22 protein-coding genes and 1 pseudogene are annotated in these 22,195 nt (G+C 67.7%); 3 read left to right on the forward strand and 20 right to left on the reverse strand.

Annotated elements, in window-relative coordinates:
• Window positions 1-25 precede the first annotated feature (25 nt).
• Window positions 26-1,006, forward strand: a pseudogene (locus ACIP0B_RS13710) (FAD-dependent oxidoreductase); the annotation flags it as partial.
• 240 nt (window positions 1,007-1,246) lie between these two features.
• On the forward strand, window positions 1,247-2,314 hold the full coding sequence (hemE, locus tag ACIP0B_RS13715; protein ID WP_400832627.1) for a uroporphyrinogen decarboxylase: 1,068 nt from the start codon (window positions 1,247-1,249) through the stop codon (window positions 2,312-2,314).
• A 119-nt stretch (window positions 2,315-2,433) separates the two neighbouring features.
• Here hemE and ACIP0B_RS13720 read toward each other — a convergent pair whose 3' ends face one another.
• Window positions 2,434-3,708 carry an MFS transporter gene (locus ACIP0B_RS13720; protein ID WP_400832630.1) on the reverse strand — a complete coding sequence of 425 codons (1,275 nt, stop codon included), beginning with the start codon at window positions 3,706-3,708 and terminating at the stop codon, window positions 2,434-2,436.
• Window positions 3,709-3,826: 118 nt separating this feature from the next.
• On the opposite strand from ACIP0B_RS13720, the gene ACIP0B_RS13725 reads away from it, so the two are divergent.
• A complete protein-coding gene (locus tag ACIP0B_RS13725; RefSeq protein ID WP_400832631.1) occupies window positions 3,827-4,732 on the forward strand; it encodes a LysR substrate-binding domain-containing protein in 906 nt (301 codons plus the stop codon).
• Between the two features lie 57 nt (window positions 4,733-4,789).
• Here the strand turns inward: ACIP0B_RS13725 and ACIP0B_RS13730 are convergent, their stop codons facing one another.
• The 19 genes from ACIP0B_RS13730 to ACIP0B_RS13820 form a co-directional block, all read right to left on the reverse strand.
• The gene (locus ACIP0B_RS13730; RefSeq protein ID WP_400832633.1) at window positions 4,790-5,227 is read right to left on the reverse strand and encodes an excinuclease; all 438 of its coding nucleotides are present in this window, start codon (window positions 5,225-5,227) and stop codon (window positions 4,790-4,792) included.
• Between the two features lie 177 nt (window positions 5,228-5,404).
• A complete protein-coding gene (locus ACIP0B_RS13735; protein WP_400832635.1) occupies window positions 5,405-5,842 on the reverse strand; it encodes an excinuclease in 438 nt (145 codons plus the stop codon).
• A gap of 23 nt (window positions 5,843-5,865) precedes the next feature.
• Window positions 5,866-7,092, reverse strand: coding sequence for a beta-ketoacyl-ACP synthase (locus tag ACIP0B_RS13740; protein ID WP_400832637.1), 1,227 nt, complete (start codon window positions 7,090-7,092; stop codon window positions 5,866-5,868).
• Entirely contained in the window at window positions 7,092-7,820 is a 729-nt protein-coding gene (gene fabG / locus ACIP0B_RS13745) for a 3-oxoacyl-ACP reductase FabG (RefSeq protein WP_400832639.1), read from the reverse strand. Before fabG ends, ACIP0B_RS13740 begins: the two co-directional genes overlap by 1 nt.
• Window positions 7,813-8,292, reverse strand: a complete 480-nt coding sequence (locus tag ACIP0B_RS13750; protein WP_400832641.1) for a hotdog family protein — start codon at window positions 8,290-8,292, stop codon at window positions 7,813-7,815. Before ACIP0B_RS13750 ends, fabG begins: the two co-directional genes overlap by 8 nt.
• A complete protein-coding gene (locus tag ACIP0B_RS13755; RefSeq protein WP_400832642.1) occupies window positions 8,289-9,485 on the reverse strand; it encodes a beta-ketoacyl-[acyl-carrier-protein] synthase family protein in 1,197 nt (398 codons plus the stop codon). The genes ACIP0B_RS13750 and ACIP0B_RS13755 overlap by 4 nt, the downstream gene beginning before the upstream one ends.
• Window positions 9,482-10,021 carry a hypothetical protein gene (locus ACIP0B_RS13760; protein ID WP_400832644.1) on the reverse strand — a complete coding sequence of 180 codons (540 nt, stop codon included), beginning with the start codon at window positions 10,019-10,021 and terminating at the stop codon, window positions 9,482-9,484. The genes ACIP0B_RS13755 and ACIP0B_RS13760 overlap by 4 nt, the downstream gene beginning before the upstream one ends.
• Window positions 10,021-10,746 carry a class I SAM-dependent methyltransferase gene (locus ACIP0B_RS13765; RefSeq protein ID WP_400832646.1) on the reverse strand — a complete coding sequence of 242 codons (726 nt, stop codon included), beginning with the start codon at window positions 10,744-10,746 and terminating at the stop codon, window positions 10,021-10,023. Before ACIP0B_RS13765 ends, ACIP0B_RS13760 begins: the two co-directional genes overlap by 1 nt.
• Window positions 10,743-11,990: an NAD(P)/FAD-dependent oxidoreductase gene (locus ACIP0B_RS13770; RefSeq protein WP_400832648.1), complete on the reverse strand. Its 1,248-nt coding sequence runs from the start codon at window positions 11,988-11,990 to the stop codon at window positions 10,743-10,745. The genes ACIP0B_RS13765 and ACIP0B_RS13770 overlap by 4 nt, the downstream gene beginning before the upstream one ends.
• The gene (locus ACIP0B_RS13775) at window positions 11,977-13,140 is read right to left on the reverse strand and encodes a sodium:proton antiporter (RefSeq protein ID WP_400832651.1); all 1,164 of its coding nucleotides are present in this window, start codon (window positions 13,138-13,140) and stop codon (window positions 11,977-11,979) included. Before ACIP0B_RS13775 ends, ACIP0B_RS13770 begins: the two co-directional genes overlap by 14 nt.
• Window positions 13,137-15,494, reverse strand: coding sequence for an MMPL family transporter (locus tag ACIP0B_RS13780; protein ID WP_400832653.1), 2,358 nt, complete (start codon window positions 15,492-15,494; stop codon window positions 13,137-13,139). Before ACIP0B_RS13780 ends, ACIP0B_RS13775 begins: the two co-directional genes overlap by 4 nt.
• Complete coding sequence (locus ACIP0B_RS13785) at window positions 15,478-16,080, reverse strand: outer membrane lipoprotein carrier protein LolA (RefSeq protein WP_400832654.1); 603 nt, start codon at window positions 16,078-16,080, stop codon at window positions 15,478-15,480. Before ACIP0B_RS13785 ends, ACIP0B_RS13780 begins: the two co-directional genes overlap by 17 nt.
• Entirely contained in the window at window positions 16,077-16,502 is a 426-nt protein-coding gene (locus ACIP0B_RS13790; RefSeq protein WP_400832657.1) for an acyl-CoA thioesterase, read from the reverse strand. The genes ACIP0B_RS13785 and ACIP0B_RS13790 overlap by 4 nt, the downstream gene beginning before the upstream one ends.
• Window positions 16,495-18,039 carry a histidine ammonia-lyase gene (gene hutH / locus ACIP0B_RS13795; RefSeq protein WP_400832659.1) on the reverse strand — a complete coding sequence of 515 codons (1,545 nt, stop codon included), beginning with the start codon at window positions 18,037-18,039 and terminating at the stop codon, window positions 16,495-16,497. Before hutH ends, ACIP0B_RS13790 begins: the two co-directional genes overlap by 8 nt.
• Window positions 18,020-18,967, reverse strand: a complete 948-nt coding sequence (locus ACIP0B_RS13800; protein ID WP_400832660.1) for a glycosyl transferase — start codon at window positions 18,965-18,967, stop codon at window positions 18,020-18,022. Before ACIP0B_RS13800 ends, hutH begins: the two co-directional genes overlap by 20 nt.
• Window positions 18,964-19,698 carry a glycosyltransferase family 2 protein gene (locus tag ACIP0B_RS13805; RefSeq protein ID WP_400832663.1) on the reverse strand — a complete coding sequence of 245 codons (735 nt, stop codon included), beginning with the start codon at window positions 19,696-19,698 and terminating at the stop codon, window positions 18,964-18,966. The genes ACIP0B_RS13800 and ACIP0B_RS13805 overlap by 4 nt, the downstream gene beginning before the upstream one ends.
• Window positions 19,691-21,400, reverse strand: coding sequence for an AMP-binding protein (locus tag ACIP0B_RS13810; protein ID WP_400832665.1), 1,710 nt, complete (start codon window positions 21,398-21,400; stop codon window positions 19,691-19,693). Before ACIP0B_RS13810 ends, ACIP0B_RS13805 begins: the two co-directional genes overlap by 8 nt.
• A complete protein-coding gene (locus ACIP0B_RS13815; protein WP_400832667.1) occupies window positions 21,397-21,942 on the reverse strand; it encodes a hypothetical protein in 546 nt (181 codons plus the stop codon). The genes ACIP0B_RS13810 and ACIP0B_RS13815 overlap by 4 nt, the downstream gene beginning before the upstream one ends.
• Window positions 21,939-22,193 carry an acyl carrier protein gene (locus tag ACIP0B_RS13820; protein ID WP_007947135.1) on the reverse strand — a complete coding sequence of 85 codons (255 nt, stop codon included), beginning with the start codon at window positions 22,191-22,193 and terminating at the stop codon, window positions 21,939-21,941. Before ACIP0B_RS13820 ends, ACIP0B_RS13815 begins: the two co-directional genes overlap by 4 nt.
• Window positions 22,194-22,195: the final 2 nt, after the last annotated feature.

The following is a 22,195-nucleotide window of genomic DNA, read 5'->3' on the forward strand; positions in this document are numbered from 1 at the left end:
CCGGTCGGCTTGACCTTGGACATGTCCGACCGGCAAGCGCGTCGCGATCATCGGCGCGGGCCCGGCGGGCCTGGGTTGCGCCGACGTGCTGGTGCGCGGCGGCGTGACCCCGGTGGTGTTCGACAAGAACCCGGAAATCGGCGGCCTGCTGACCTTCGGCATCCCCGAGTTCAAGCTGGAGAAGACCGTGCTGAGCAACCGGCGCGAAGTCTTCACCGGCATGGGCATCGAGTTCCGCCTCAACACCGAGGTGGGCAAGGACGTGACCATGGAGCAACTGCTCGCCGAGTACGATGCGGTGTTCATGGGCATGGGCACCTACACCTACATGAAGGGCGGCTTCGCCGGCGAGGACCTGCCGGGCGTCTACGACGCGCTGGACTTCCTGATCGCCAACGTCAACCGCAACCTGGGCTTCGAAAAGTCGCCGGAAGACTTCGTCGACATGAAAGGCAAGAAGGTCGTGGTGCTCGGCGGCGGCGACACGGCGATGGACTGCAACCGCACCTCCATCCGCCAGGGCGCCAAGTCGGTGACCTGCGCCTACCGCCGTGACGAGGCGAACATGCCCGGCTCGCGCAAAGAGGTGAAGAACGCCAAGGAAGAAGGCGTGAAGTTCCTCTACAACCGCCAGCCGATCGCCATCATCGGCGAAGACAAGGTCGAAGGCGTGAAGGTGGTCGAGACCCGTCTCGGCGAACCGGACGCCCGTGGCCGCCGCAGCCCCGAGCCGATCCCGGGCTCCGAAGAGATCATCCCGGCGGACGCCGTGGTCATCGCGTTCGGTTTCCGTCCGAGCCCGGCGCCGTGGTTCGAGCAGTTCAGCATCCAGACCGACAGCCAAGGCCGTGTCGTGGCGCCGGAGAAGGGCCAGTACAAGCACCAGACCAGCAACCCGAAGATCTTCGCCGGCGGCGACATGGTGCGCGGCTCCGACCTGGTGGTGACGGCGATCTTCGAAGGCCGCAATGCGGCTGAAGGGATCCTCGACTACCTGGGCGTCTGACCGGGCGGCACAAAACCCTGTAGGAGCGAGCCTGCTCGCGATGAAGGCATTTCAGTCACTGCAGAGTGGCTGATCCGCCGCCATCGCGAGCAGGCTCGCTCCTACAGTTGTTTCTCGGTGTTGCCGAAACCTGCGCATTCATTGCGACAAATTGACCCGATAGACAAAAGGCTGACCTGCATCCGTGCCTTTTGCGCCGCGCTCTGAGAAAATGCCCGCACTTTTTTTCCGGATGCCGACATGACTGCCCTGAAGAACGACCGTTTCCTCCGCGCCCTGCTCAAGCAACCCGTTGACGTCACCCCGGTGTGGATGATGCGCCAGGCCGGCCGCTACCTGCCTGAATACCGCGCCAGCCGTGCCCAGGCCGGTGATTTCATGAGCCTGTGCATGAACCCGGCGTTCGCTTGCGAAGTCACGCTGCAACCCCTCGACCGCTATCCGCAGCTGGACGCGGCGATCCTGTTCTCCGACATCCTCACCATCCCCGACGCGATGGGCCAGGGCCTGTACTTCGAGACCGGCGAAGGCCCGCGCTTCAAGAAGGTCGTCAGCACCCTGGCCGACATCGAAGCCCTGCCGATCCCTGATCCGCAGAAGGACCTCGGCTATGTGATGGACGCGGTCAGCACCATCCGCCGCGAACTGAACGGCCGCGTGCCGCTGATCGGCTTCTCCGGCAGCCCGTGGACCCTGGCGACCTACATGGTCGAAGGCGGCTCGTCGAAAGACTTCCGCAAGACCAAGGCCATGCTCTACGACAACCCGCAGGCCATGCACCTGCTGCTCGACAAGCTGGCGCAGTCGGTGACCTCCTACCTCAACGGCCAGATCAAGGCCGGCGCGCAGGCGGTGCAGATCTTCGACACCTGGGGCGGCAACCTGTCGGCGGCGGCGTACCAGGAGTTCTCCCTGGCCTACATGAAGAAGATCGTCGGCGGCCTGATCCGCGAACACGAAGGCCGCAAGGTGCCGGTGATCCTGTTCACCAAGAACGGCGGCCTGTGGCTGGAAAGCATCGCCGACGCCGGCGCCGACGCGCTGGGCCTGGACTGGACGTGCGACCTGGGCAACGCCCGCGCCCGTGTCGGCGACAAGGTCGCGCTGCAAGGCAACATGGACCCGACCGTGCTCTACGCCAAGCCGGAAGCGATCCGCAGCGAAGTCGGGCGCATCCTCGCCAGCTACGGCAAGGGCAGCGGCCACGTGTTCAACCTTGGCCACGGCATCACCCCCGAGGTCGATCCGGAACACGCCGGTGCGTTCCTGCGGGCGGTGCATGAGCTGTCGGCGCAGTATCACGAGTAACCGACACCCGATAAAAATGCGGGAGCGAGCCTGCTCGCGATGGCGGAGTGTCAGACACGCATGTTCTGACGGATCCTCCGCTATCGCGAGCAGGCTCGCTCCCGCAGTTGTTTTTGGGCTCAGGCTTTTACGCCACCGAGGGGCGCGAGCTTCGACAGCTTCAACGCCACCAGCAGCGCCACCAGCAACAGCGCGCCGATGAACAGGCCGATCCCGTTCCACCCGCCCAGGTGCCAGAACACCCCGCCCGCCGTTCCGGCGATGCTCGATCCCGCGTAGTAGCTGAACAGGTACAGCGACGATGCCTGCCCCTTGGCCTTGGTCGCGCGGCGGCCGATCCAGCTGCTCGCCACCGAGTGCGCACCGAAGAAGCCGAACGTGAAGATCAGCATGCCGGTGATCACCAGCGCCAGCGGCGTGGCCATCGTCAGGGCGAGGCCGGCGAACATCAGCACGATGGTGGCCCACAGCACTTTGCGCCGGCCCAGCCGGTCGGCCAGTGAGCCGATCTTCGCCGAGCTGTAGATGCCTGACAGGTACACCACCGACAGCAGGCCGACGAACGCCTGATCCAGGTGATACGGCTCGGCCAGCAAGCGGTAGCCGATGTAGTTGAACAGGGTGACGAACGCGCCCATCAGCACGAAGGCTTCGAGGAACAGCAGCGGCAGGCCGGCGTCGCGAAAGTGCATCAGGAAACCGTCGAGCAGGCTGCGCGGGTGCAGCGAGCGGGGGCGGAAGTTGCGCGATTCGGGGAGGATCCTCCAGAACACCGCCGCCGCGACCAGCGCCAGGGCGCCGAGCACCAGCATTGCCGTGTGCCAGCTGACGAAGTCGATCAGCACGCCGATGATCAGGCGCCCGCTCATGCCGCCGATCGCGTTGCCGCCGATGTACAGGCCCATGGCCAGACCCAGGTGCTGCGGATGGATCTCTTCGCTGAGGTACGTCATGGCCACCGCCGCCAAGCCGCTCAGCGAGAGCCCGACCAGCGCACGCATGAACAGCACGCCGTGCCAGCTCGGCATCATGGCGCTGGCGAGGGTGCACAACGCGGCGGCGAACAGCGCGGCCACCATCACCGGCTTGCGGCCGATGCGGTCGGAAACCGGCCCGGTGATCAACAGACCGACGGCCAGCAGCGCGGTCGCGACCGACAGGATCAGGCTGCTTTGCGCGGCATTGATCGAAAACTCTTTGGACAGCAGCGGCATCATCGGCTGCACGCAGTACAGCAGGGCGAACGTCGCGAAGCCGCCGCAGAACAGCGCCAGCACCGTGCGCATGAACGCCGGCGTGCCTTTTTCGATGTAGATCTCTTGCAGTTCGGCCCTCACGTCGTCTTTCGCGGCGGGAGGGATTTCATGGGTCAGGGGGGCGACGGCGGTTTTCACTTCAGACCTCGGAGGGCACGGGCTGGCGGGCAGTGAAAAAATCATATAGCTGGCTAATGTTTCTATCCAATATATTGTTCGACCTGTTTGATAGCTTTGACGACCTATTGGAATCACCATGGAATTACGTCACCTGCGCTACTTCATCGCGGTGGCCGAAGAGCTGCATTTCGGCCGCGCCGCCCAGTCGCTGGGCATTTCCCAGCCGCCCTTGAGCCAGCAGATCCAGGCGCTGGAGCAGGAAATCGGCGCCCGCCTGTTCGAGCGCACCAACCGCCGGGTCGAGCTCAGCGAGGCCGGACGGCTGTTCCTGGAAGAGGCGCGGCTGGCGCTGGCCCAGGTCGACAAGGCGGCGGACGTCGCCCGGCGTGCGCAGTTGGGGGAGCTGGGCGAGCTGAAGATCGGCTTCACCTCGTCGGCGCCGTTCAACTCGACCATCCCCCAGGCGATCTTTTCTTTCCGTCAGCGTTTTGCGGCGGTGCACCTGAAGCTGCGGGAGATGAGCAGCACGATGGTGGCCGATGCGCTGCTGGACGAGTCGATCGAGGTCGGCATCATGCGCCCGCTGGCGGGGCTGCCGGACTCGCTGAGCGTGGTCGAGCTGACCCGCGAGCCGCTGGTGGCGGTGCTCAGCGCCAAGCATCCGTTGGCGTCGGGCAGCGAGGACGGCCTGTTCCTGTCGGCGCTGGCCCTGGAGCCGTTCGTGTTTTTCCCCCGCAGTTACGGCAGCGGCCTGTACGCGCAACTGTTGAGCCTGGCCCGCGACGCCGGTTTCAGCCCGCATTTCGCCCAGGAGGCCGGCGAGGCGATGACCATCATCGGCCTGGTGGCGGCAGGGCTGGGCGTGTCGGTCTTGCCAGCGTCCTTCCAGCGGATGCGCATCGACGGCGTGGTCTACCGTCCGCTGCTCGACCCGACGGCGGTGTCGGCGGTGTGGCTGGTGCAGCGCAAGGACCAGAAATCGCCGATGGCCAAGGCGTTCGTGGAGTTGCTGACGCGCAAGGTCGAGCCCTTGACGGCGTGAACGCTGCGCGGTCTATCGCGGGGATTGCGTCGGAAATTTGGGGATGGGCCGGGCAGCTCAAGGCACTCTGACCAGATCCCCCTTGAGCGCCACCCGCGTCACAAACACCCCGGCCCGGCACTCATAGGTGTTCAGGTCCTTGCGCACATGCCGGTCGTAGAAGCTCACGATGTTGGTCACCGCGTTCGCCCCGACCCGCTTGGCCTCGGCCTGCAGCGCGATCAGGTTAGATTGCAGCACCCATTCGCACGAATCGTGGTCGCTCTTGTTGAACCCGTTGGTGCCCAGATCGCTGACCGCATCCCGGCGCAGCATCTGCTGCACGCCCTGCGGCCCGTTGCCGGCCAGGTAGAACTTCACGCTGCCGTCCAGGCGCCCGGCGCGGATCGCGTCCGACAACACGGTCTCGAACGGCATGTACATCAGGTTGGTGGCATGGCTGGCGCCCGGCAACAGGCTGAGGGCAGCGGCGGCGATCAGGGCTTTCACTTGCATGGTCTTCTCCTTGACGTGAAAGAGAACCGCGAGTGACGGGCCCGCCGTTCCGACAGGTATCTGCGTTGACCTGCTTGAGCGAGTGTAGATGCTGCCACCGGCCAATGCTGGGCCGGACAGGGGATGGGCAATGGCACGACAAAGGGCGCCGAAAGGCGCCCTTTTCAGTGTCCGGCGTCACTGCACCTTCGCCAGGTCTCCCTTCAGCGCCACTCCCGCCATGATCGCGCCGGCGTGGCACTCGTAGGTCGAGGCGTCCTTGCGCTCGTTGCTCTTGTAGTAGCTGACGATGTTGGTCACGGCGTTGGCGCCGGCGTTCTTCGCGGCCTGGTGCAGGCTGATGATGGCCGATTGCACGACCCACTCGCAGGCCACCTGGTCGGACTTGTTGAAGGCGTTGGTCTTCTTGTTGGTCACGGCGCCGGGACTGACCACGGTGACCTTGCCGGCCGGCACGTTGCCCGCCAGGTAGAACTTCACGCTGCCGTCGATCTTGCCGGTGCGGGTCGCTTCGGCGACGGCCTTGTCGAACGGCAGGTACATCGGTGTGTCGCGGGCCTGGCTGACGCCGGGCAGGGCGATGATCAACAGGGCGGCGAGGTGTTTCAAACGCATGGTGGTCTCCTTGACCGGGTGGTTCAGCGCCAGCGGCGGAAGATCAACGACGTGTTGACGCCACCGAAAGCGAAGTTGTTGTTCATCACATGTTCATGGCTCATCTGCCGGAACTCGCCGCGCAGGTAGTCGAGCTTGCCGCAGTGCGGATCGACCTCGTCGAGGTTGAGCGTGTGCACGTACAGGTCGCGGTTGAGCATCTCGATGCTGAACCACGACTCCAGCGCGCCGCAGGCCCCCAGGGTGTGGCCCAGGAAGCTCTTCTGCGAGCTGATCGGCATGCGTTCGCCGAACAGGCCGCTGGTGGCCAGGGTCTCGGCGATGTCGCCCTGCTCGGTGGCGGTGCCGTGGCCGTTCACGTAGCCGATGGCGTCCGGGGCGAGGCCGGCGTCTTCCAGCGCCAGCTCCATGGCCCGGCGCATGGTGACCTGTTCGGGGCGGGTGGTGTGCTGGCCGTCGGCGTTGCTGCCGAAGCCGACGATCTCTGCGTGGATCCGCGCGCCGCGGGCCAGGGCATGCTCCAGTTCCTCAAGCACCAGCATGCCGGCGCCCTCGCCGATCACCAGGCCGTCGCGGCCCTTGTCGTAGGGGCGCGGCGAGGTGTGCGGGGTGTCGTTCTTCAGGCTGGTGGCGTACAGGGCGTCGAACACCATGGCTTCGGTCGGGCACAGCTCTTCGGCACCGCCGGCGAGCATCATCGGCAGACGGCCGAACTTGATCGCCTCATAGGCGTAGCCGATGCCCTGGCTGCCGCTGGTGCAGGCGCTGGAGGTCGGGATCAGGCGCCCGGTGAGGCCGAAGAAGATGCTGATGTTGGCCGCCGTGGTGTGCGGCATCATCCGCACGTAGGAGTTGGCGTTCAGGCCTTCGGCCACCGAGTTGAGCAGCATGTTGCCGAACGCCTTGATCTCGTCGGTGCTGCCGGTGGAGGAGCCGCAGGCAACGCCCATGCGCCCGTCCCGGATCGAGTCGTCGCCGAGCAGGCCGGCATCGGCCAGCGCCTGTTCGGCGGCGCCGACGGCCAGGCGCGAGACCCGGCCCATGCTGCGCAGTTGCTTGCGCGTCCAGTGCGCCGGCACCGAAAAGTCATCGATGGGGCCGGCCAGGCGCGTGTTGAGTTCGCTGAACCGGTCCCACTCGTCCATCCGGCGGATGCCGCTGCGGTTGGCGGCGAAGTTGCCGGCGATGGTGTCCCAGTCGCTGCCCAGCGAAGTGATGCCGGCCATGCCGGTGACGACGACGCGTTTCATCAGCACAGGCCTCCGTTGACTGCCAGCACTTGACGGGTGATGTACGACGCTTCCGCCGACATCAGGAAATTCACCGCGCCGGCCACTTCTTCCGGGGTGCCCATGCGTTGCGCCGGGATCATTTTCATCAGTTCTTCCACCGGCACGTTTTCGTCGAGCATCGCCGTGTCGATCAGGCCCGGCGCGACGCAGTTCACTGTGATTTTGCGCTTGGCCAATTCGATCGCCAACGCTTTCGCGGCGCCGATCACACCGGCCTTGGAGGCGCTGTAGTTGACCTGGCCGCGGTTGCCGATCAGCCCCGACACCGAGGTGATGCAGACGATCCGCCCGGCGGCGCGGCGGCGGATCATCGGCATCGTCAGCGGGTGCAGGACGTTGTAGAAACCGTCGAGGTTGGTGCGCAGCACCACGTCCCAGTCATCGTCGCCCAGGGCCGGGAAAGCGCCGTCGCGGGTCAGGCCGGCATTGAGCACCACGCCGTAATAGGCGCCGTGGGCTTCGACGTCGGCCTCAAGGATCGACTTGCAGGCCTCGCGGTCGGCCACGTCGAACTGCAGGATCCGGGCGTTGCGGCCCAGCGCTTCGATTTCGGCCTTCACGGCGTGAGCCTCGGCCATGCCGCTGCGGCAATGCAGGACGATGTCATGGCCTGCGCGGGCCAGGCGCAAGGCGATGGCGCGGCCGATGCCACGGCTGGAGCCGGTGACCAGTACGGATTCAGTCATCGTTCGACTCTCTTTTTTGTTCAGACGGGGTTTGTTCAAGATAATTCGCCGGCTGCGGCGGGCGGAACACGTTCAGCCGGGCGCTGGCCTCGATGCCGGGCGCGTTGATGTGGCATTCGAACACGCCCATGCCGTTGTCGTCCTCCAGCGAGCGGATGCCGTGGACCGTCAGTTCGCTGCCGGCCGGAAACGCTTCGACATTGCACTCGAACCGGCGGGTGCCCAGCAGGAAGCCCAGCTCGACGGGGTTGCCCTTCAGCCTTGCGTGGCAACCGGCGAACGCGGCGACGCTCTGCGCCATCAGTTCGATGCCGACCCACGCCGGCAGGCTGCCGTCGGGCAGGCTGAACAGTCCGCCGGGGCGGACGGTGAGGCAGGTGCGGATCTGCTCGTCGTCGAAGCCGAGGATCCGGTCGATCAGGATCATGTCGCCAGCGTGGGGCAGCAGTTCGGCGAGCGGCCAGTCGTTCATGGTGCGTCTCCGATAATCAGGCTGACGTTGTTGCCGCCGAAGGCAAACGAGTTGCTCATCAGGCAGCGGGGTGCAATGGACGACAGGCGGTCGTCTGCGGTCACCCAGCGCAGGGCCGGCAGCGCCGGATCCGGCTGGCCGTCCCAGACGTGCGGCGGCAGGCGGTGCCTTCGGTTGCCGGCTTCAAGGCTCAGCCAGCAGAACGCGGCCTCCAGCGCCCCGGCGGCGCCGAGGGTGTGGCCGGTCATCGGCTTGGTCGAGGAACACGGCACGCCGTCCGGAAACAGGCTGGCGACGGCCAGGCTTTCCATGGCGTCGTTGTGCTGGGTCGCCGTGCCGTGAAGGTTCAGGTAACTGATCTGCGAGGCTTGCAGGCCGGCGCGGTCCAAGGCCTTTTGCATCGCTTGCAGCGCGCCGCGGCCGGAGGGCTCCGGCGCGGAAATGTGGTGCGCGTCGGAGCTGGCGCCATCGCCCAGCAGAGCGATCGCAGGACCTGCGCCGCGCTCGCGGCTCATCACAAACAGTACGGCCGCCTCGCCGATGTTGATGCCGTTGCGGTTGGCCGAGAACGGATTGCAGCGCTCGTCCGACACCGCCTCCAGCGCGGTGAAACCGTTGAGGGTCAGCTTGCACAGGCTGTCGACGCCGCCGCACAGCACCGCATCGCACACGCCCAGGTCGAGCAGGCGGCGGGCGCTCATCAGCGCACGGGCGCTGGAGGTGCAGGCGGTGGAAATCACATAGGCCGGGCCGCTCAGCTGCAGCCAGTCGACCAGGAAGTTCGCCGGCGCGCCGAGCTCCTGCTGCCGGTAGTCGTAGTCGGCCGGAAAGCGCTGATCGCGGATGTAGCGGGCCAGGCCCTGGCTGGCCTCGTCGATGCCCGAGGTGCTGGTGCCGAGCACCACGCCGACGCGGTCGGGGCCGTAGGTGCGGATCGCCTGTTCGATGTCGTCGCGGATCTGCAGGGCGGCTTCCAGCAGCAACCGGTTGTTGCGGCTGCCGTGCGCCGCCAGCGCCGGCGGGATCGGTGCGAGATCGCCGTGGACGCCCGCCACCGGCAGTTCGCGCTCCGGCACCCAGCCGGACTCGCGGCGCATGCCCGAGCAGTCGCCGGCGAACAGGTTGCGGGCGACTTCAGGCTTGCCGCGGCCCAGGGCGCAGACCACGCCGAGGGCATTGAGATAGGCGGTCATGGCGTCGGTTCACCGAGGGGGGAGACGCGGTAGTGCGGGCCTTGGGGCAGATTCACTTCGAAGCTCAACGGTTGTGCGTAACGGATGTCCCAGCGCGCCGGCAAGGAACGTTGCCCGCCGCCTTGCTGCGCGGCGGGGTAGTTGCGTGTCAGCTCGTCCGCCGGGGTCAGGGCGAACAGCAGCGCGGCGAACAGCTCCCGGGCTTCCGGGTTGGGCGGCAGCAGGCCGTCGGCCTGCCAGCTTCCGTCGATCAGTCGCTGACGGGCCTGGGGAATGCCCAGGGGATCCATCATCGACCAGCGGATCCCGGCGCCTTCGCGCTGGATCACCAGCAGCCAGTCCTGGCGCTGGCCGGCCAGTTGCCGCTCGACGTGCAGTTGCAGCGGCAGCGGCAGCGCCGGGTTGCCCGCAGGCAGCGGCGCCTGGCTGGCGCAGGCGCTCAGCAAGGCCAGGCAGGCGACCACGAACAGTCGCAGCGCCGCGGACACGGCGGCGAAGGCGGGCGGGGCACCGCTTCCACAAGTTGCGTGCAGCATCAGTCGGCGACCTCCAGCGGTTTGCGGGCGACGACATTGACCAGGGTCTCTTCCCGCTGGCCGAACGGTTTGGGCCGGCGCAGGCCGAAGCGCTCGAGCAGGCCGAAATCCTTCGCCCGGCTCCACCACAGGTACGGGTACGAGACGTTGCGTTCGGTGAATTCGAATCCTTGCCCGCGGATCATGTCCAGATACTGCGCCGCGCTCTTCTGCACCTGCATCGGATGGCGGAACAGCCAGCGGATCACCCATGTATCAATGTAGGCCTCGGTGGACTCGGCGAACAGCAGGTGACCGCCGGGCTTGAGCACCCGGTAGAACTCGGCGAGGGCCTTTTCCTGTTCCACCAGATGATGGAAGGTCTGGTGGCAGAACAGCAGGTCGACGCTGTTGTCCGCCATTTTGAGCGTGGCGCAGTCGCTGCCGATCAGCTCGACGTCCAGGTTCAGGCTGGCGGCCTCTTCGGCGCTCAGGGCGAGGCTGTGCGGGTCGGCGTCGAGGCCGATCAGGTGCTTGGGCGCGAAGGTCTGGTGCAGGTGGCGGAACGACTTGCCCTGGCCGCAGCCGGCGTCCAGCAGCACCGGACGCTCCGGCAGCGGCCCTTCGAACAGCCCGCGCAGGTCGTTGATCGCCACGCGCAGCACATGGTGCTGCCAGGTGTGGCTGCGCAGGAACCAGAAGCCGAAACGGGTTTCCTCGACGTAACTGTCGCTCAAGTAGTTCATGGGGCGTCCTTTGCACAGAGTTCGGAAATCGTTTTCAGCCGGCGGCGCGCTTCGCTGACGAACGGGTTGCGCCCGTCCCAGGCATAGCCGGCGAGGATCGAGCAGATCATCCGGCGGATGTCCGGGGAGGCGTGCTCATGGAAGATCACGTCCTGGAAGGTGCCGGCGTACCAGCCTTCGACGTAGGCGCGGAACGTGTCGACGCCGCGTTTCAGGGGGACGGCGAATTCGTCCTGCCAATCGACCGCTTCGCCCCGCAGCTGACGGTGCAGCAGGCCGGCGGCCATGCTCGCCGAGCGCATCGCGATGGTCACGCCGGAGGAAAACACCGGGTCGAGGAATTCCGCCGCGTTGCCCAGCAGCGCGAAGCCCGGGCCGTGCAGGGTCTTGACGTTGGCCGCGTAGCCGCCGAGGGCGCGCGCGGGGGTGTCCCACACGGCATGCTCCAGCACCCGGGCCAGGCTCGGCGTTTGCGCGATGAAGCCGCGCAGGCAGGCGTCGAGGTCGCCATCGCGCCCCTGGAAGTGTTCGGCGCCCGCCACCACGCCCACCGAGCAGCGGCCGTCGCTGAACGGGATGGTCCAGAACCAGACGTCCCGCTGCTGCGGATGGACGGTGACGAGGATCTTCTCGCGGTCGAAGCCCGGATGGACGATGCGGTCCTCGACGTGGGTGAACACCGCCTGGCGCAGCGGGAAGTCCGACGGCGCCTCCAGATCCAGCAAGCGCGAAAGCACCCGGCCATAACCGCTGGCGTCGAGCACGAAATCCGCTTCGACGCGGTATTCGCCGCCGTCCTCGCGCTGCACGGTCAGCTGCGGCCGCGGACGGTCGAAGTCGACGCCGGCGATGGTTTCGCCGTAGCGGATCTCCACCCCTTGCAGGGCGGCCTGATCCGCCAGCAGCTTGTCGAAGCCGGCGCGCTGCACCTGGAAGGTGGTCGGTTTGCCGGCGGTGAACGTGTCGCTGAAGTCGAAGGCGCTGTAACGCTCGCCCCAGGCGAACGCGGCACCGGTCTTGAGCTGGAGTCCGGCGGCGTTCACGGCGTCGAGCATGCCGGCCTCCTCGACGAAGTCCAGGCAATGGCACAGCAGGCTTTCGCCGATGGAGAAGCGCGGGAAATGTTGGCGCTCGATCACCAGCACATCGTGCCCCTGGCGCTTGAGCAGCGCGGCGGCGATGGCGCCGGACGGGCCGGCGCCGATCACGGCCACCTGACGGGATTCCATTTCAACGGTCGGCACGTGAGCTCCTGGCCGGGGCGGCGGTAGGTTTCGGCGACGCGCGGTGCAGGCCGATGAGGGCCGGCATCAGCGTCGCGAACAGCCCCATCAGCATCAGCGCGAAATACAGCGCCGGGCTGATCAGGCCTTGATGCAGCAGCAGGTTGAGAAAGACGATTTCGCTCAGGCCGCGGATGTTCAGCAGCACGCTTTCGCGCCAGCGGCTGGCGCCGGGGAACGAAGCGCCGGCCCAGCCGAGGCCGAGCCAGTTGCCCAGCACTTTGCTGGCGACCGGCAACAGCAGCAGCGCCGCCCATTGCGCGGCCCCGAGGCTGGCGAGGGCGCTGTGCACGTCGATCTGGACGATGCCGAAGGTGAGGATCAGCGGAATGGCGATCCAGGTCTGCAGGCGGCTCATCCAGCGCGCCGGCAGCGGCAGCACCAGCGGCACCTTGAGCGCCGCCATGCACAGCACGTAGCCGATGCCGAAAATCAGCGCATTGAGCTTGAAGTGTTCGGCCGCCACCAGCAGGCCGAAGAAACCGATGCTGTAGGGCAACGGCCGGCGCACGCGCAACAGGCGCAGCAGCAACGGCACGCAGGCCAGCCCGAGCGGCAGCAGCAGGCTGCTCAGGTGCAGGCTGTCCTGGGCCAGGCCGAACAGCGTCCAGCAGGTCAGGTCGATCAGGATCGCGGTCTGCACCAGGCGCCGGGTGGCGGCCGGCGGGTAGCCGATGTGGCGCAGGTACAGGTACAGCACCGGGATCGCGGTGATGGCGAACACCAGGCCGATGGCCAGCGAGTGGATCCAGGGTTGGGGCGGCAGCAGCCAGTGCGCGGTCGCCAGGCCGCAGGCGAACGGCACGGCGAAGCTCGGCACGGCGATCTTCACGCTCCGGCGGTCCAGGCGCAGGTCGATCACATCGCTGAGGATGTGCCCCAGCAGCAGGGCGAAGCTCAGGCTGTAGAGGTGTTTCAGCCAGTCCGGCGCGATCAGTTGCGCACCGGTCAACTGCCAGCCCGGCTCGATCCAGAAGTACATCAGCAGCGGCAGGCCGAAACTGGCCAGCAGCAACTGGCTGACGATCGGGATCAGCCCGAGGAGCCGTCCGGCACGGGTCGCCAAGGCGAACAGCGCCAGGGCCATCAGCCAGAACGCGGCGACCGTCATGCTGCCGGCTCCACGGTGACGGCGTCATGGACGTGACGACCGGCCCAGGGGGCGAGCAGGAAACTGAACGCCAGCCCCAGGCTCACCGACAGGCCGAAGTTGCTCACCGCCGGGGTGCTCGACACCGCCAGCAGGCCGAACGACAGCCAGGTGGTGACCGCCGCCAGCAGGGTGCCGAGCAGGCTGACGGCGGCGCCGCCGACCTGCTCGCGCATGAGGATCGCGTAATCGACGCTGATCGCCGTCACCAGCAGCAGGCCGAACAGGCTGAACAGGGTCAGGGGCTGGCCGAGCCAGCCGAGGCTGGCCAGGCTGCACAGCGCGGCCAGCAGCGGCAGGGACACGATGCGCAGTGCGCCGCCGAAGCCGAACGGCAGGATCAGCACCAGCACGATCAGCACGCACGAAGCCAGTTTCAGTTCGGCGGCGCTGATCTGGGTGGCGGCGAACACGTCGTTCAGTTCGCCGAGCCGGTCCACCAGCGCCACGCCCGGCAGGTCCCGCGCCTGCACCCGCAGCAGCGCCGGGTTGTTCAGGCCTTGCAGGCTGGTCATCGCCGCGACGCCGCCGTCTTCGGTGGGGCCGAGCCACAGGGGACGGTACGGCTCGCCGAGCGGGCCCTCCAGGGCGGTGTCGATGTCTTCGGCGGGCAGGGCCTGCAATTGGGCGAGCTCGGCCTGCAGCGCTTGGGTCGGCACGCCCAAGTCGATCAACGGCTGCCAGAACTGCGGCAGCTTGCCCAGGGCCTCGCGCACCTGTTGCTGTTGGGTCGGCGGGCCGAGCAACTGGTCGAGGGCCAGATAGCCTTGCAGCTTGTCGAGGTTGACCAGTTGCTCCAGCCGTTCGCTCAGCGCCGCTTGCCGTTCGAGCAGTTCCTGCTGGTTGGCCGCGCGCACCAGGAAGAACTGACTGGTGGGCTGGAAGCCGGTGATGCGGGCGATGGCCTGCGCTTCGTCGGTCAGGTGTTTCGGTGCGCCGATCCACTGGCGGATATCGTTGCGGGTCTCCAGCTGCAGCAGGCCGCCGGTGCAGAAGGCGATCAGCAGGGCGAACAGGACGGGTGTCTTGGCGTGCTCCAGCAGTTTTTCCCGCAGCTTCACCATCCGTTCCGCCAGGCGCAGCGGCCATTGCGCCGGACGCAGCTCGACGCTGTCCAGCAGCGCCGGCAGCAGGCACACCGCCGACAGGTAGGCGCCGAGCAGCCCGGCGGCGGAGAACACGGCGATCTGGGTCAGGGCCGGGAACGGCGTCCAGGCCAGCGCCAGATAACCGATGGCGCTGGTGACCAGGCTCAGGGTCAGCCCGGACACGGTCAGGCGCAGGGCCGGCCAGCTGCGCCAGGGCTTGAGGCTCCAGCTCTTGGACAGGTAGTGCAGCGGGTAGTCCACCGCCACGCCGATCAGGCTGGAGCCGAGCACCAGCGTCATCACATGCAGGTGCCCGAACAGCGCCACGCAGGCCACCGCGCCGAACAGCATGCCCACCAGCACCGGAACGAACGCCAGCAGCACCCGCCAGCGACGGAAGGCGAACAGCAGCAGCAACAGGATGCCGAGGGTGGCGCCGCCGCCGACCCAGGTCATTTCCCGCGTCGCCTGCCGCTGGCCGTCGGCGGCGTACAGCAGGCCGCTGGCGGCCAGCAGTTGCACGTCCGCCGCCGCGGCCTGTTCACGGCTTTGCTGCAGCAGTGCGGCGACCCGCGGCGGCAGGTTCATGTCGAAGGCGTCGCCGGTGGTGCGCGCGCGCAGCAGCACCCAGTGCCTGCCGTCGGCCTCGGCGACCAGCGTGCCGCTGCCGATGTCCAGCTGCACGGCGCCGTGCTTGGGCTGGCTGTTCTGGATGCGCCCGGTCAGGCCCAGCCAGTCGTCCTGGCTGGGCACCAGGCTGAAGCCGGCGAAGGGGTCGAACAGCCCTTGCACCCGTTGCTGGATGAACGCATCCGGGTGTTCGCTCAGCAGTTGCCGGTCATCCGCCGACAGCATCGCCAGCCGGCCCCGCAGCAATTGGGCGCGCAGGGCCGGCAGATCCGCCTGAAGGTTCCACTGCACGCGCTCGAACAGACCGCTGGCCTGCCACCGCTCGCCCAGGGCCTGAGCCATGGCGACGGCCTGCTGTCGGTCCGCGTGGCCGACCAGCACCAGCATTTCGCGGTTGAGCGGCTCCTGCATGCGCTGTTCGGCACGCAGCTCCAGCGCGTCGGGGTGGGTGCCCGGCACCAGCTCCATCAGGTTGGCCGACAGCGGCGCGCCGTTGCGCCATTGCCAGCCGCCCAAGGCGACGACCGCCAGCAGCAGGATCAGGAACAGCCAGGGCAGCCTGCGTTCGCCAGGCGTGTGCTCACGGGGCAAAGTCATGGCGCTCCGCGTCGCTCAGCGGCTGGCCGGCGGTGCTGTCCTGCATGCGCAGCACGGTGCTGTCGCCCTGGGTTTCCTGCAGTTCGATGGTCCGCACCAGGGCGCCGCCGTCGATGTCGATCCGGTTGAACACCTGCTTGAGCAGCACCGAGCGCGGGGTGAGGGTCAGTTTCCATTGTTGGGCGTCGCCGCTCAGGGCCAATTCGAAGTCCCGTTGCAGGCCGCTGCTGTCGCCTTGCAGCACCGCGAGGAACAGACGGTTCTGCTCGGCGCCTGCGCCCTTGTTCGGCAGCATCTGCCAGCCGCCGGCATCGCGCCGGGCGATGCCGGCGGCGGTGATGCGGTAGTCCTGCTGCAGCGGGGTTTTCAGCAGCCAGAGCAGGCCGTGGTCCTTGGCCAGGACGAAGCTGCCCTGGCTGATCAGCGGTTGGGGCAGGGCGCGCAGGTGTTTCTCCTGGGTGAACCGGCCGTGGATCACGTCCGGCTTCGCCAGTTGATCGCTGAGCTGCTGCAGGTCGAAGGCGTGGGCCAGCGACGTGACGGCCAGCAGCGCCAGGGCGCCGAGCCATTTGAGTCGAACGGTCATCGCAGCATCCTTTCCACGGCTTCGGTGAAGACTTTCGGTGACGCCAACTGCATCTCGCGGCTGCTGATCTCCACCGCCACCTGCACCGAGCTTGCGCGGGTCAGGCGCTCGCCGGTGCTGGCGTCGGTGATCAGGTAATGGATCTTCAGCCGGTTCTCCCACTCCACCAGGCTGGCGCGCACGTTCAGCCGCTGGCCGAACACGGCGCCGCGCACGTAGCGCAGCTGCAGGTCGATCACCGGCCACGCGTAGCCGGAGTCGGACATTTGGTTGTAGTTGTGGCCGATCTTGTCCAGCAGCGCGCAGCGCGCCACTTCCAGGTATTTGACGTAATGGCCGTGCCAGACGACGTGCATGGTGTCGACGTCGAAGAACGGCACGACCACTTCCGTGTCGGCGTGAAGCACCCCGGCGCTACGCATGCAGCCTCCAGCGGCGTTCGCCGATGCGTTGCAGGCACAGGCGCAGTTCGCCTTCCAGGGCGCGGTCTTCGATCACCGGGGCAAAGTCCTCGGCGAGCGCTGCGTGCATGGCGGCCAGCGCCGGCGGCAACGGCCGCGCATCGTCGGCCCGGCCGCGCAGCCAGACGCCCTGGTGGGCGGCGAGCAGCGTGGCGGCGGCCACCTGTTCGGTCAGCTCCAGCACGCGGATCGCATCCCGGGCGGCGATGGTGCCCATGCTCACCTTGTCCTGGTTGTGGCACTCGGTGGAGCGCGAGAACACGCTGGCCGGCATCGTGTTCTTCAAGGCTTCGGCGGTCCAGGCGCTGGCGCCGATCTGCACGGCCTTGAAACCGTGGTTGAGCATCGCCCGTTCGGCGCTGGCGCCGGACAGGTTGCTCGGCAGCCCGTGGTTGTAACGCTCGTCCACCAGCAGGGCGAGCTGGCGGTCGAGCAGGTCGGCGACGTTGGCCACGAGGTTTTTCAGGCTGTCCATGGCGAACGCGATGTGGCCGCCGTAGAAGTGCCCGCCGTGCAGCACGCGCTCGGCCTCGGCGTCGATGATCGGGTTGTCGTTGGCGCTGTTGAGTTCGGTCTCGATGAACCCGCGCAGCCAGCCCAGGCTGTCGGCCAGCACGCCGAGCACGTGGGGCGCGCAACGCAGGGAGTAGCGGTCCTGCAGGCGGTGCAGCGGCGCGGTCGGCGCGTCGATGGCCAGATCCTGGCGCAGCCACGCGGCGACCTGCATTTGCCCCGGATGCGGCTTGGCGGCGAACAGGCGCTCGTCGAAGTGCTCCGGATTGCCCTGCAGCGCCACCACGTTCAGCGCGGTGATGCGGGTGGCCAGTCGCAGCAGGTAATCGGCGCGGGCGAAGGCCAGGCAGGCGAGGCCGGTCATCACGGCGGTGCCGTTCATCAGGGCCAGGGCTTCCTTGGGCCGCAGCACCAGCGGCGTCCAGCCCAGTTCGCGGTGCACGTCGGCCGCTTGGCGGCGCTCGCCGCGGTACATCACTTCACGCTCGCCGGACAGGGTCGCGGCGACGTAGGACAGCGGCGTCAGGTCGCCGCTGGCGCCCACCGAGCCCTCTTCCGGAATCAGCGGCAGGATGTCGTGTTCGAGGAAGGCCTGCAGCCGCTCCAGCAGCTCGACCCGCACCCCGGACACGCCGTGGCACAGCGACTGCAAGCGCGCCGCCAGCACCGCACGGGTGGCCTGGGCGTCGAGCAGCTTGCCCAGCCCGCAGCCGTGGAAGGTGAACAGGTGCTGCGGCAGCGCCTCGACGTGGTGCAGCGGCACCGCGACCACGCAGGAGTCGCCGTAGCCGGTGGTCACGCCGTAGATCACGCCTTCCTTGTCCAGCAGCGAATCGAGGAACTGCGCGCCCTTGGCGATGCGCCGGCGGTAGTCGGCGTCGTCCTGCAGCTGCACGGGCGCCTGACGGTCGGCCAGGGCCAGCACGTCTTCGATGCGCAAGGGGCGTTCGCCGAAGGTTACCGGCTCATGGGTTGGCGTCGTCATCGGTCTTCCAGAAAGGGTAGAAATTGAACCATTGCTGCGGTGCCTCAAGGCAATAGTGACTCAGTCGCCCGGCATAGCGTGCCGCCCACTGATGAATGACCTGTTCGCGCTCGCTGCGCTTCCACTCCACGCTGCCGGCGAAGGGTTCGAGGGTCAGGCGGTAGCGGCCGTCGGGACGTTTCAGGCACATCAGAAGGTTGACCGGGCACTTGAGCAGCCCGGCCAGCAGCCACGGGCCCTGGGGGAACGCGGCCGGGTGGCCGAGGAAGTCCACGGTCACGCTGCGCCCGCCGTGCAGGGGCACGCGGTCGCCGGCGATCGCCAGCCATTCGCCGCGCTCCAGGCGCTCGTGCAGCTGCAGCATGATCACGGGATCCAGCTCGCTGACCTGGATCAGCCGCAGGTTGGTCGCCCCGGCCTCGCCCAGCAGGCGGTTGAACTGTTCGGCGTGCTTGGTGTGCACCAGCACGTTCATGGTGACCTTCTCGCCGATCTCCGCCAGCGCCCGGCACACTTCCAGGTTGCCCAGGTGCGAGCCGACCAGCAGTTGTCCGCGCTTGCCGCGCATCTGGTGGCGCAGCAGCGCCGGGTCGACGATCTCGATCTGTTCGAGGCGGATCTTGCCGTGCCACACGTCGAGCTTGTCGAGCATCGCATCGGCGAAGGCCATGAACTGGCCGAACACCCGCCACCGGCTGGGGCGCAGGTCGCTGCGCCCGCTCCACTCGGCCAGGCGCTGCTGGTATTGCCAGGCGCTGTGCCGGGCGCTGCGGCCGAACAGGAAAAAGTACAGGACGATGCCGTAGAGCAAAGGGCTCAGCAGGCGCCGGCCCAGCACCCGGGCGGCGAACGCGGTGAATTTCATCAGCAGGAAGCTGCCGCGCTCCTGGCGGTCGGCCCAGTGCCTGTTCTCGGTCTCGACGCTCATGTCCGCCACCGTCGCCAGAGGATCACGGGGGCGCGCAGCAGCATGCCGAAGAACAGCCGGGTGTGCATGCCCGAGATCAGCGCATTGTCGCGCAGCAGCCGGAAGTGCGACACGCCGTCCAGCGGGTAGTGCACGCGGGTCTGCAGCCAGTGCATCGGCTGGCCGCGCCACGACAGGCGCACGAGGATGTCCGAATCGAAATCCATGCGCTTGCCGATCCGCGCCGAGTCGATCAGCGCCAGCGTCGGCTCCAGCGGGTACACGCGAAAGCCGCACATCGAATCGCGGATCTTGAGCGACAGGCTGTTGATCCACACCATCACGTGGGTCAGGTAGCGCGCGTACAGGCGCCCCTTGGGCACGCTGGCGTCATACAGCGGATAGCCGCAGATGACCGCGTCGGGGAGCGCACGGGAGGCTTCGATGAAGCGGGCGACGTCCTGCAGGTCATGCTGGCCGTCGGCGTCCACCTGCAAGGCATGGGTGAAGCCCAGCCGCGCCGCTTCGCGCAGGCCGGTCATCACGGCGCCGCCCTTGCCCTGGTTGGCGGTGAGGCGCACCAGGTGCACGCGGTCGCGCCCGGCCAGCGTGTCCAGCACCTGGGCGCAGGTCCGGCTGCTGGCGTCGTCCACCAGGATGCACGGCAGGCCTTGGGCGAGCAGGGCCTCGACCACGGTGGTGACGGCGGTTTCGTGGTTGTAGACGGGGATGACCGCGCAGGGGCTATGCATGTGGGCCCCGCGCGTCGGGAAGGCTGGCGGGCGCGGCCCCCAGCAGGATCCGGCCGCTGGAGCAGGTCGCGGTGTCATTGCGGTAGGCGAAGTACAGCTTGCCCCGCTCGGGGTCGTAGCGCAGGTGCAGTTGGATCTCGTCGCCGGGACGCACCAGTTGCTGGAACTTGAGCACTTCCATGCCGGCGAACGCCCCTGTCAGGTTCAGGCATTGCCGACCGAGGTTGAACGCCCATTCGACCTGCACCACGCCGGGCAGCACCGGGGCCTTGGGGAAGTGGCCGCTGAAGTGGGCCAGATCCGGCGGCACCGCCAGTTGCAGGCTCCATTCGCCGTCGCTTTCGAGACGCTCCAGCACTTCGGGCGTTTTCGGCCGGGGCGCCAGCAGCAGCGCCTCGACGTCGGCCTGAGGCAGCTTGCCCTGGGTGTTCAGCGGCATTTGCCGCAGCAGCCGCCAGCGCCGGGGCAGGGCAAGGGCCTCGCAGTGCTGGCTCAGGTGCCGGCGCAGGGTTTCGGTCAGGTGGCGTCGGCCGTGCTCGCGCAGGGCCTGCAGGCCCGCTTCGCTGAGCACCAGCAAGGCGCCGAGGGACGCCCGGTTTTCCTGCACCACCGCCAGCCGCGCGTCCGTCACCCAACCGTGGGCCGTCAGTGCCTGTTCCAGCATGGGCAACGAGATGCGCTTTTCTTCCAGCTTCACGATCCGGTCCAGCCGGCCGAGCAGTTCGAACCGGCCATCGGCGCCGATGCGGGCGGCGTCGGCGGTGTGTTCGACATGGCCGGCGGGCAGGTAAGGCGAAGCGACCAGCAGGGCGCCGTCGCTGTCCTGGCTCAGTTCGACGCCGGGGAACGGCTGCCAGAGCGGCTCGCCCTGTCGCCAGGCGATGCCGCCGGTTTCCGAGCTGCCGAGGATCTCCGTCGGCCATTGCCCCAGGCGCAGGTTCAGGCCTTGTGCGGCGTCCTGCGGCAGCGCGCCTCCGGAGGAGAACACCCGGCGCACAGCGCTGAGGGCCGGCCAGTCGAGGTTGTCGCCCATGCGCTTGAGCAAGGCCGGGCTGGCGACCCAGGCGAAGGCCGGGTGCTCGCGGCTGGCGCGTTGCAGATCCTCGGGAAACGGCAGTTGCCTGCGCAGGAACGGACGCCCGGCGCACAATGGCCACAGTACGCGGAACAGCAGGCCGTAGATGTGTTGGGTGGCCACGCTGCCGATGATGCAGGCGTCGCCCAGGCCCTCGCCCCAGAGCCGTTCGAGGGCTTCGACTTCATTGGCCAGTTGCCGCAGTGTCTTGTCGATGCGCTTGGGCTCGCCGCTGGAGCCGGAGGTGCACAGGCTCAGCCGGCACCGGTCGAGGTCGAGCTCGGTAGCGTTCAGGGGCGGATGGTCGAAATCGTTCGGGTGCGGGTCGCCGGCCTGGTCGGTCAGCCACAGGTCGACCCCGTCCGACCAGCGCTGGCGGGTCTGGGCCTGCAGGTCAGCGGGCAGCAGCACAGCCGTGCCGGCGTACCAGGCGCCGAACAGCGCGACGGCCAGCTCGGCGGCGTCCTCCAGGTGCACGGCCACCTGCCGCACGCCCCGGGCCTGCAGGCCGGCGGCCAGGCTCAGGGCCTGCCGGCGCAGCTCTGCGTGAGTCAGTGCCGGTGCGCAGGAGACCGCGCGGGCCGGCAGGTTCTTGAGCAACAACTGCTCAAGTCGTATCCAGTTCATGTACGGCCCCTTACCCGTTGTCGTATGAGCCATTCAATGGCAAACATCAGGCCGATCAACCCGTAGGAGATCAGGCCGGTGTACAACATCCACCAATGCAGCGGCGCCCACAGGGTCAGGAGCGCGGCGCACAAGCCGTTGCAGAAGAAAAACACGCTCCAGGCCACGGTGACCCGGCGGGTGTAGCGGATCGCCGCGGGCGGCAGATCCGGTTCGCGCAGGCGCGCCAGGCGCTCGGCCATCGGCGGGCCGTACTTCAGGCTCAGGCCGAACAGCGCCAGCATGAAGCCGCTGATCAGCACCGGATACCAACGCAGCAGGCGCGGGCTGTCGAACGCCGCCAGCATCAGGCAGAACCCGATGGCCGTGGCGGCCATCCACAGGCTGCCGGGCTTGCGCCGGCCGGTCAGCGCCCGGGCCAGCCACAGGCCGCCCAGCAGCAGCCCGAACTGCCACGGCGCAAAGTGCTCCATGCCGAAATACACCGCAAAGGGGTACAGCAGACCCGCCAGCAGCAGGCCGAGGCCGATCAGTCGGCTCATGCGGCCGGCTGGACCAGGCGGTAGACCGCTTCGACCACGTCGCTGACGGTGCGCACCGATTTGAATTCCTCGGCGGCGATTTTCTTGCCGGTCTGGCGCTTGATGTGATCGATCAGGTCGACGGCGTCGATGCTGTCGATTTCCAGGTCCTGGTACAGGTTCGATTCCAGGCTCACGCGGGCCGGATCGAGTTCGAACAGCTCGACCAAGGCGTCGCGCAGGGTGTTGAAGATGTCGTCACGAGTTTGCATGG

Origin of the sequence: Pseudomonas sp. NPDC089534, assembly GCF_044749305.1 — a bacterium.
GTDB lineage: Bacteria > Pseudomonadota > Gammaproteobacteria > Pseudomonadales > Pseudomonadaceae > Aquipseudomonas > Aquipseudomonas ekonensis.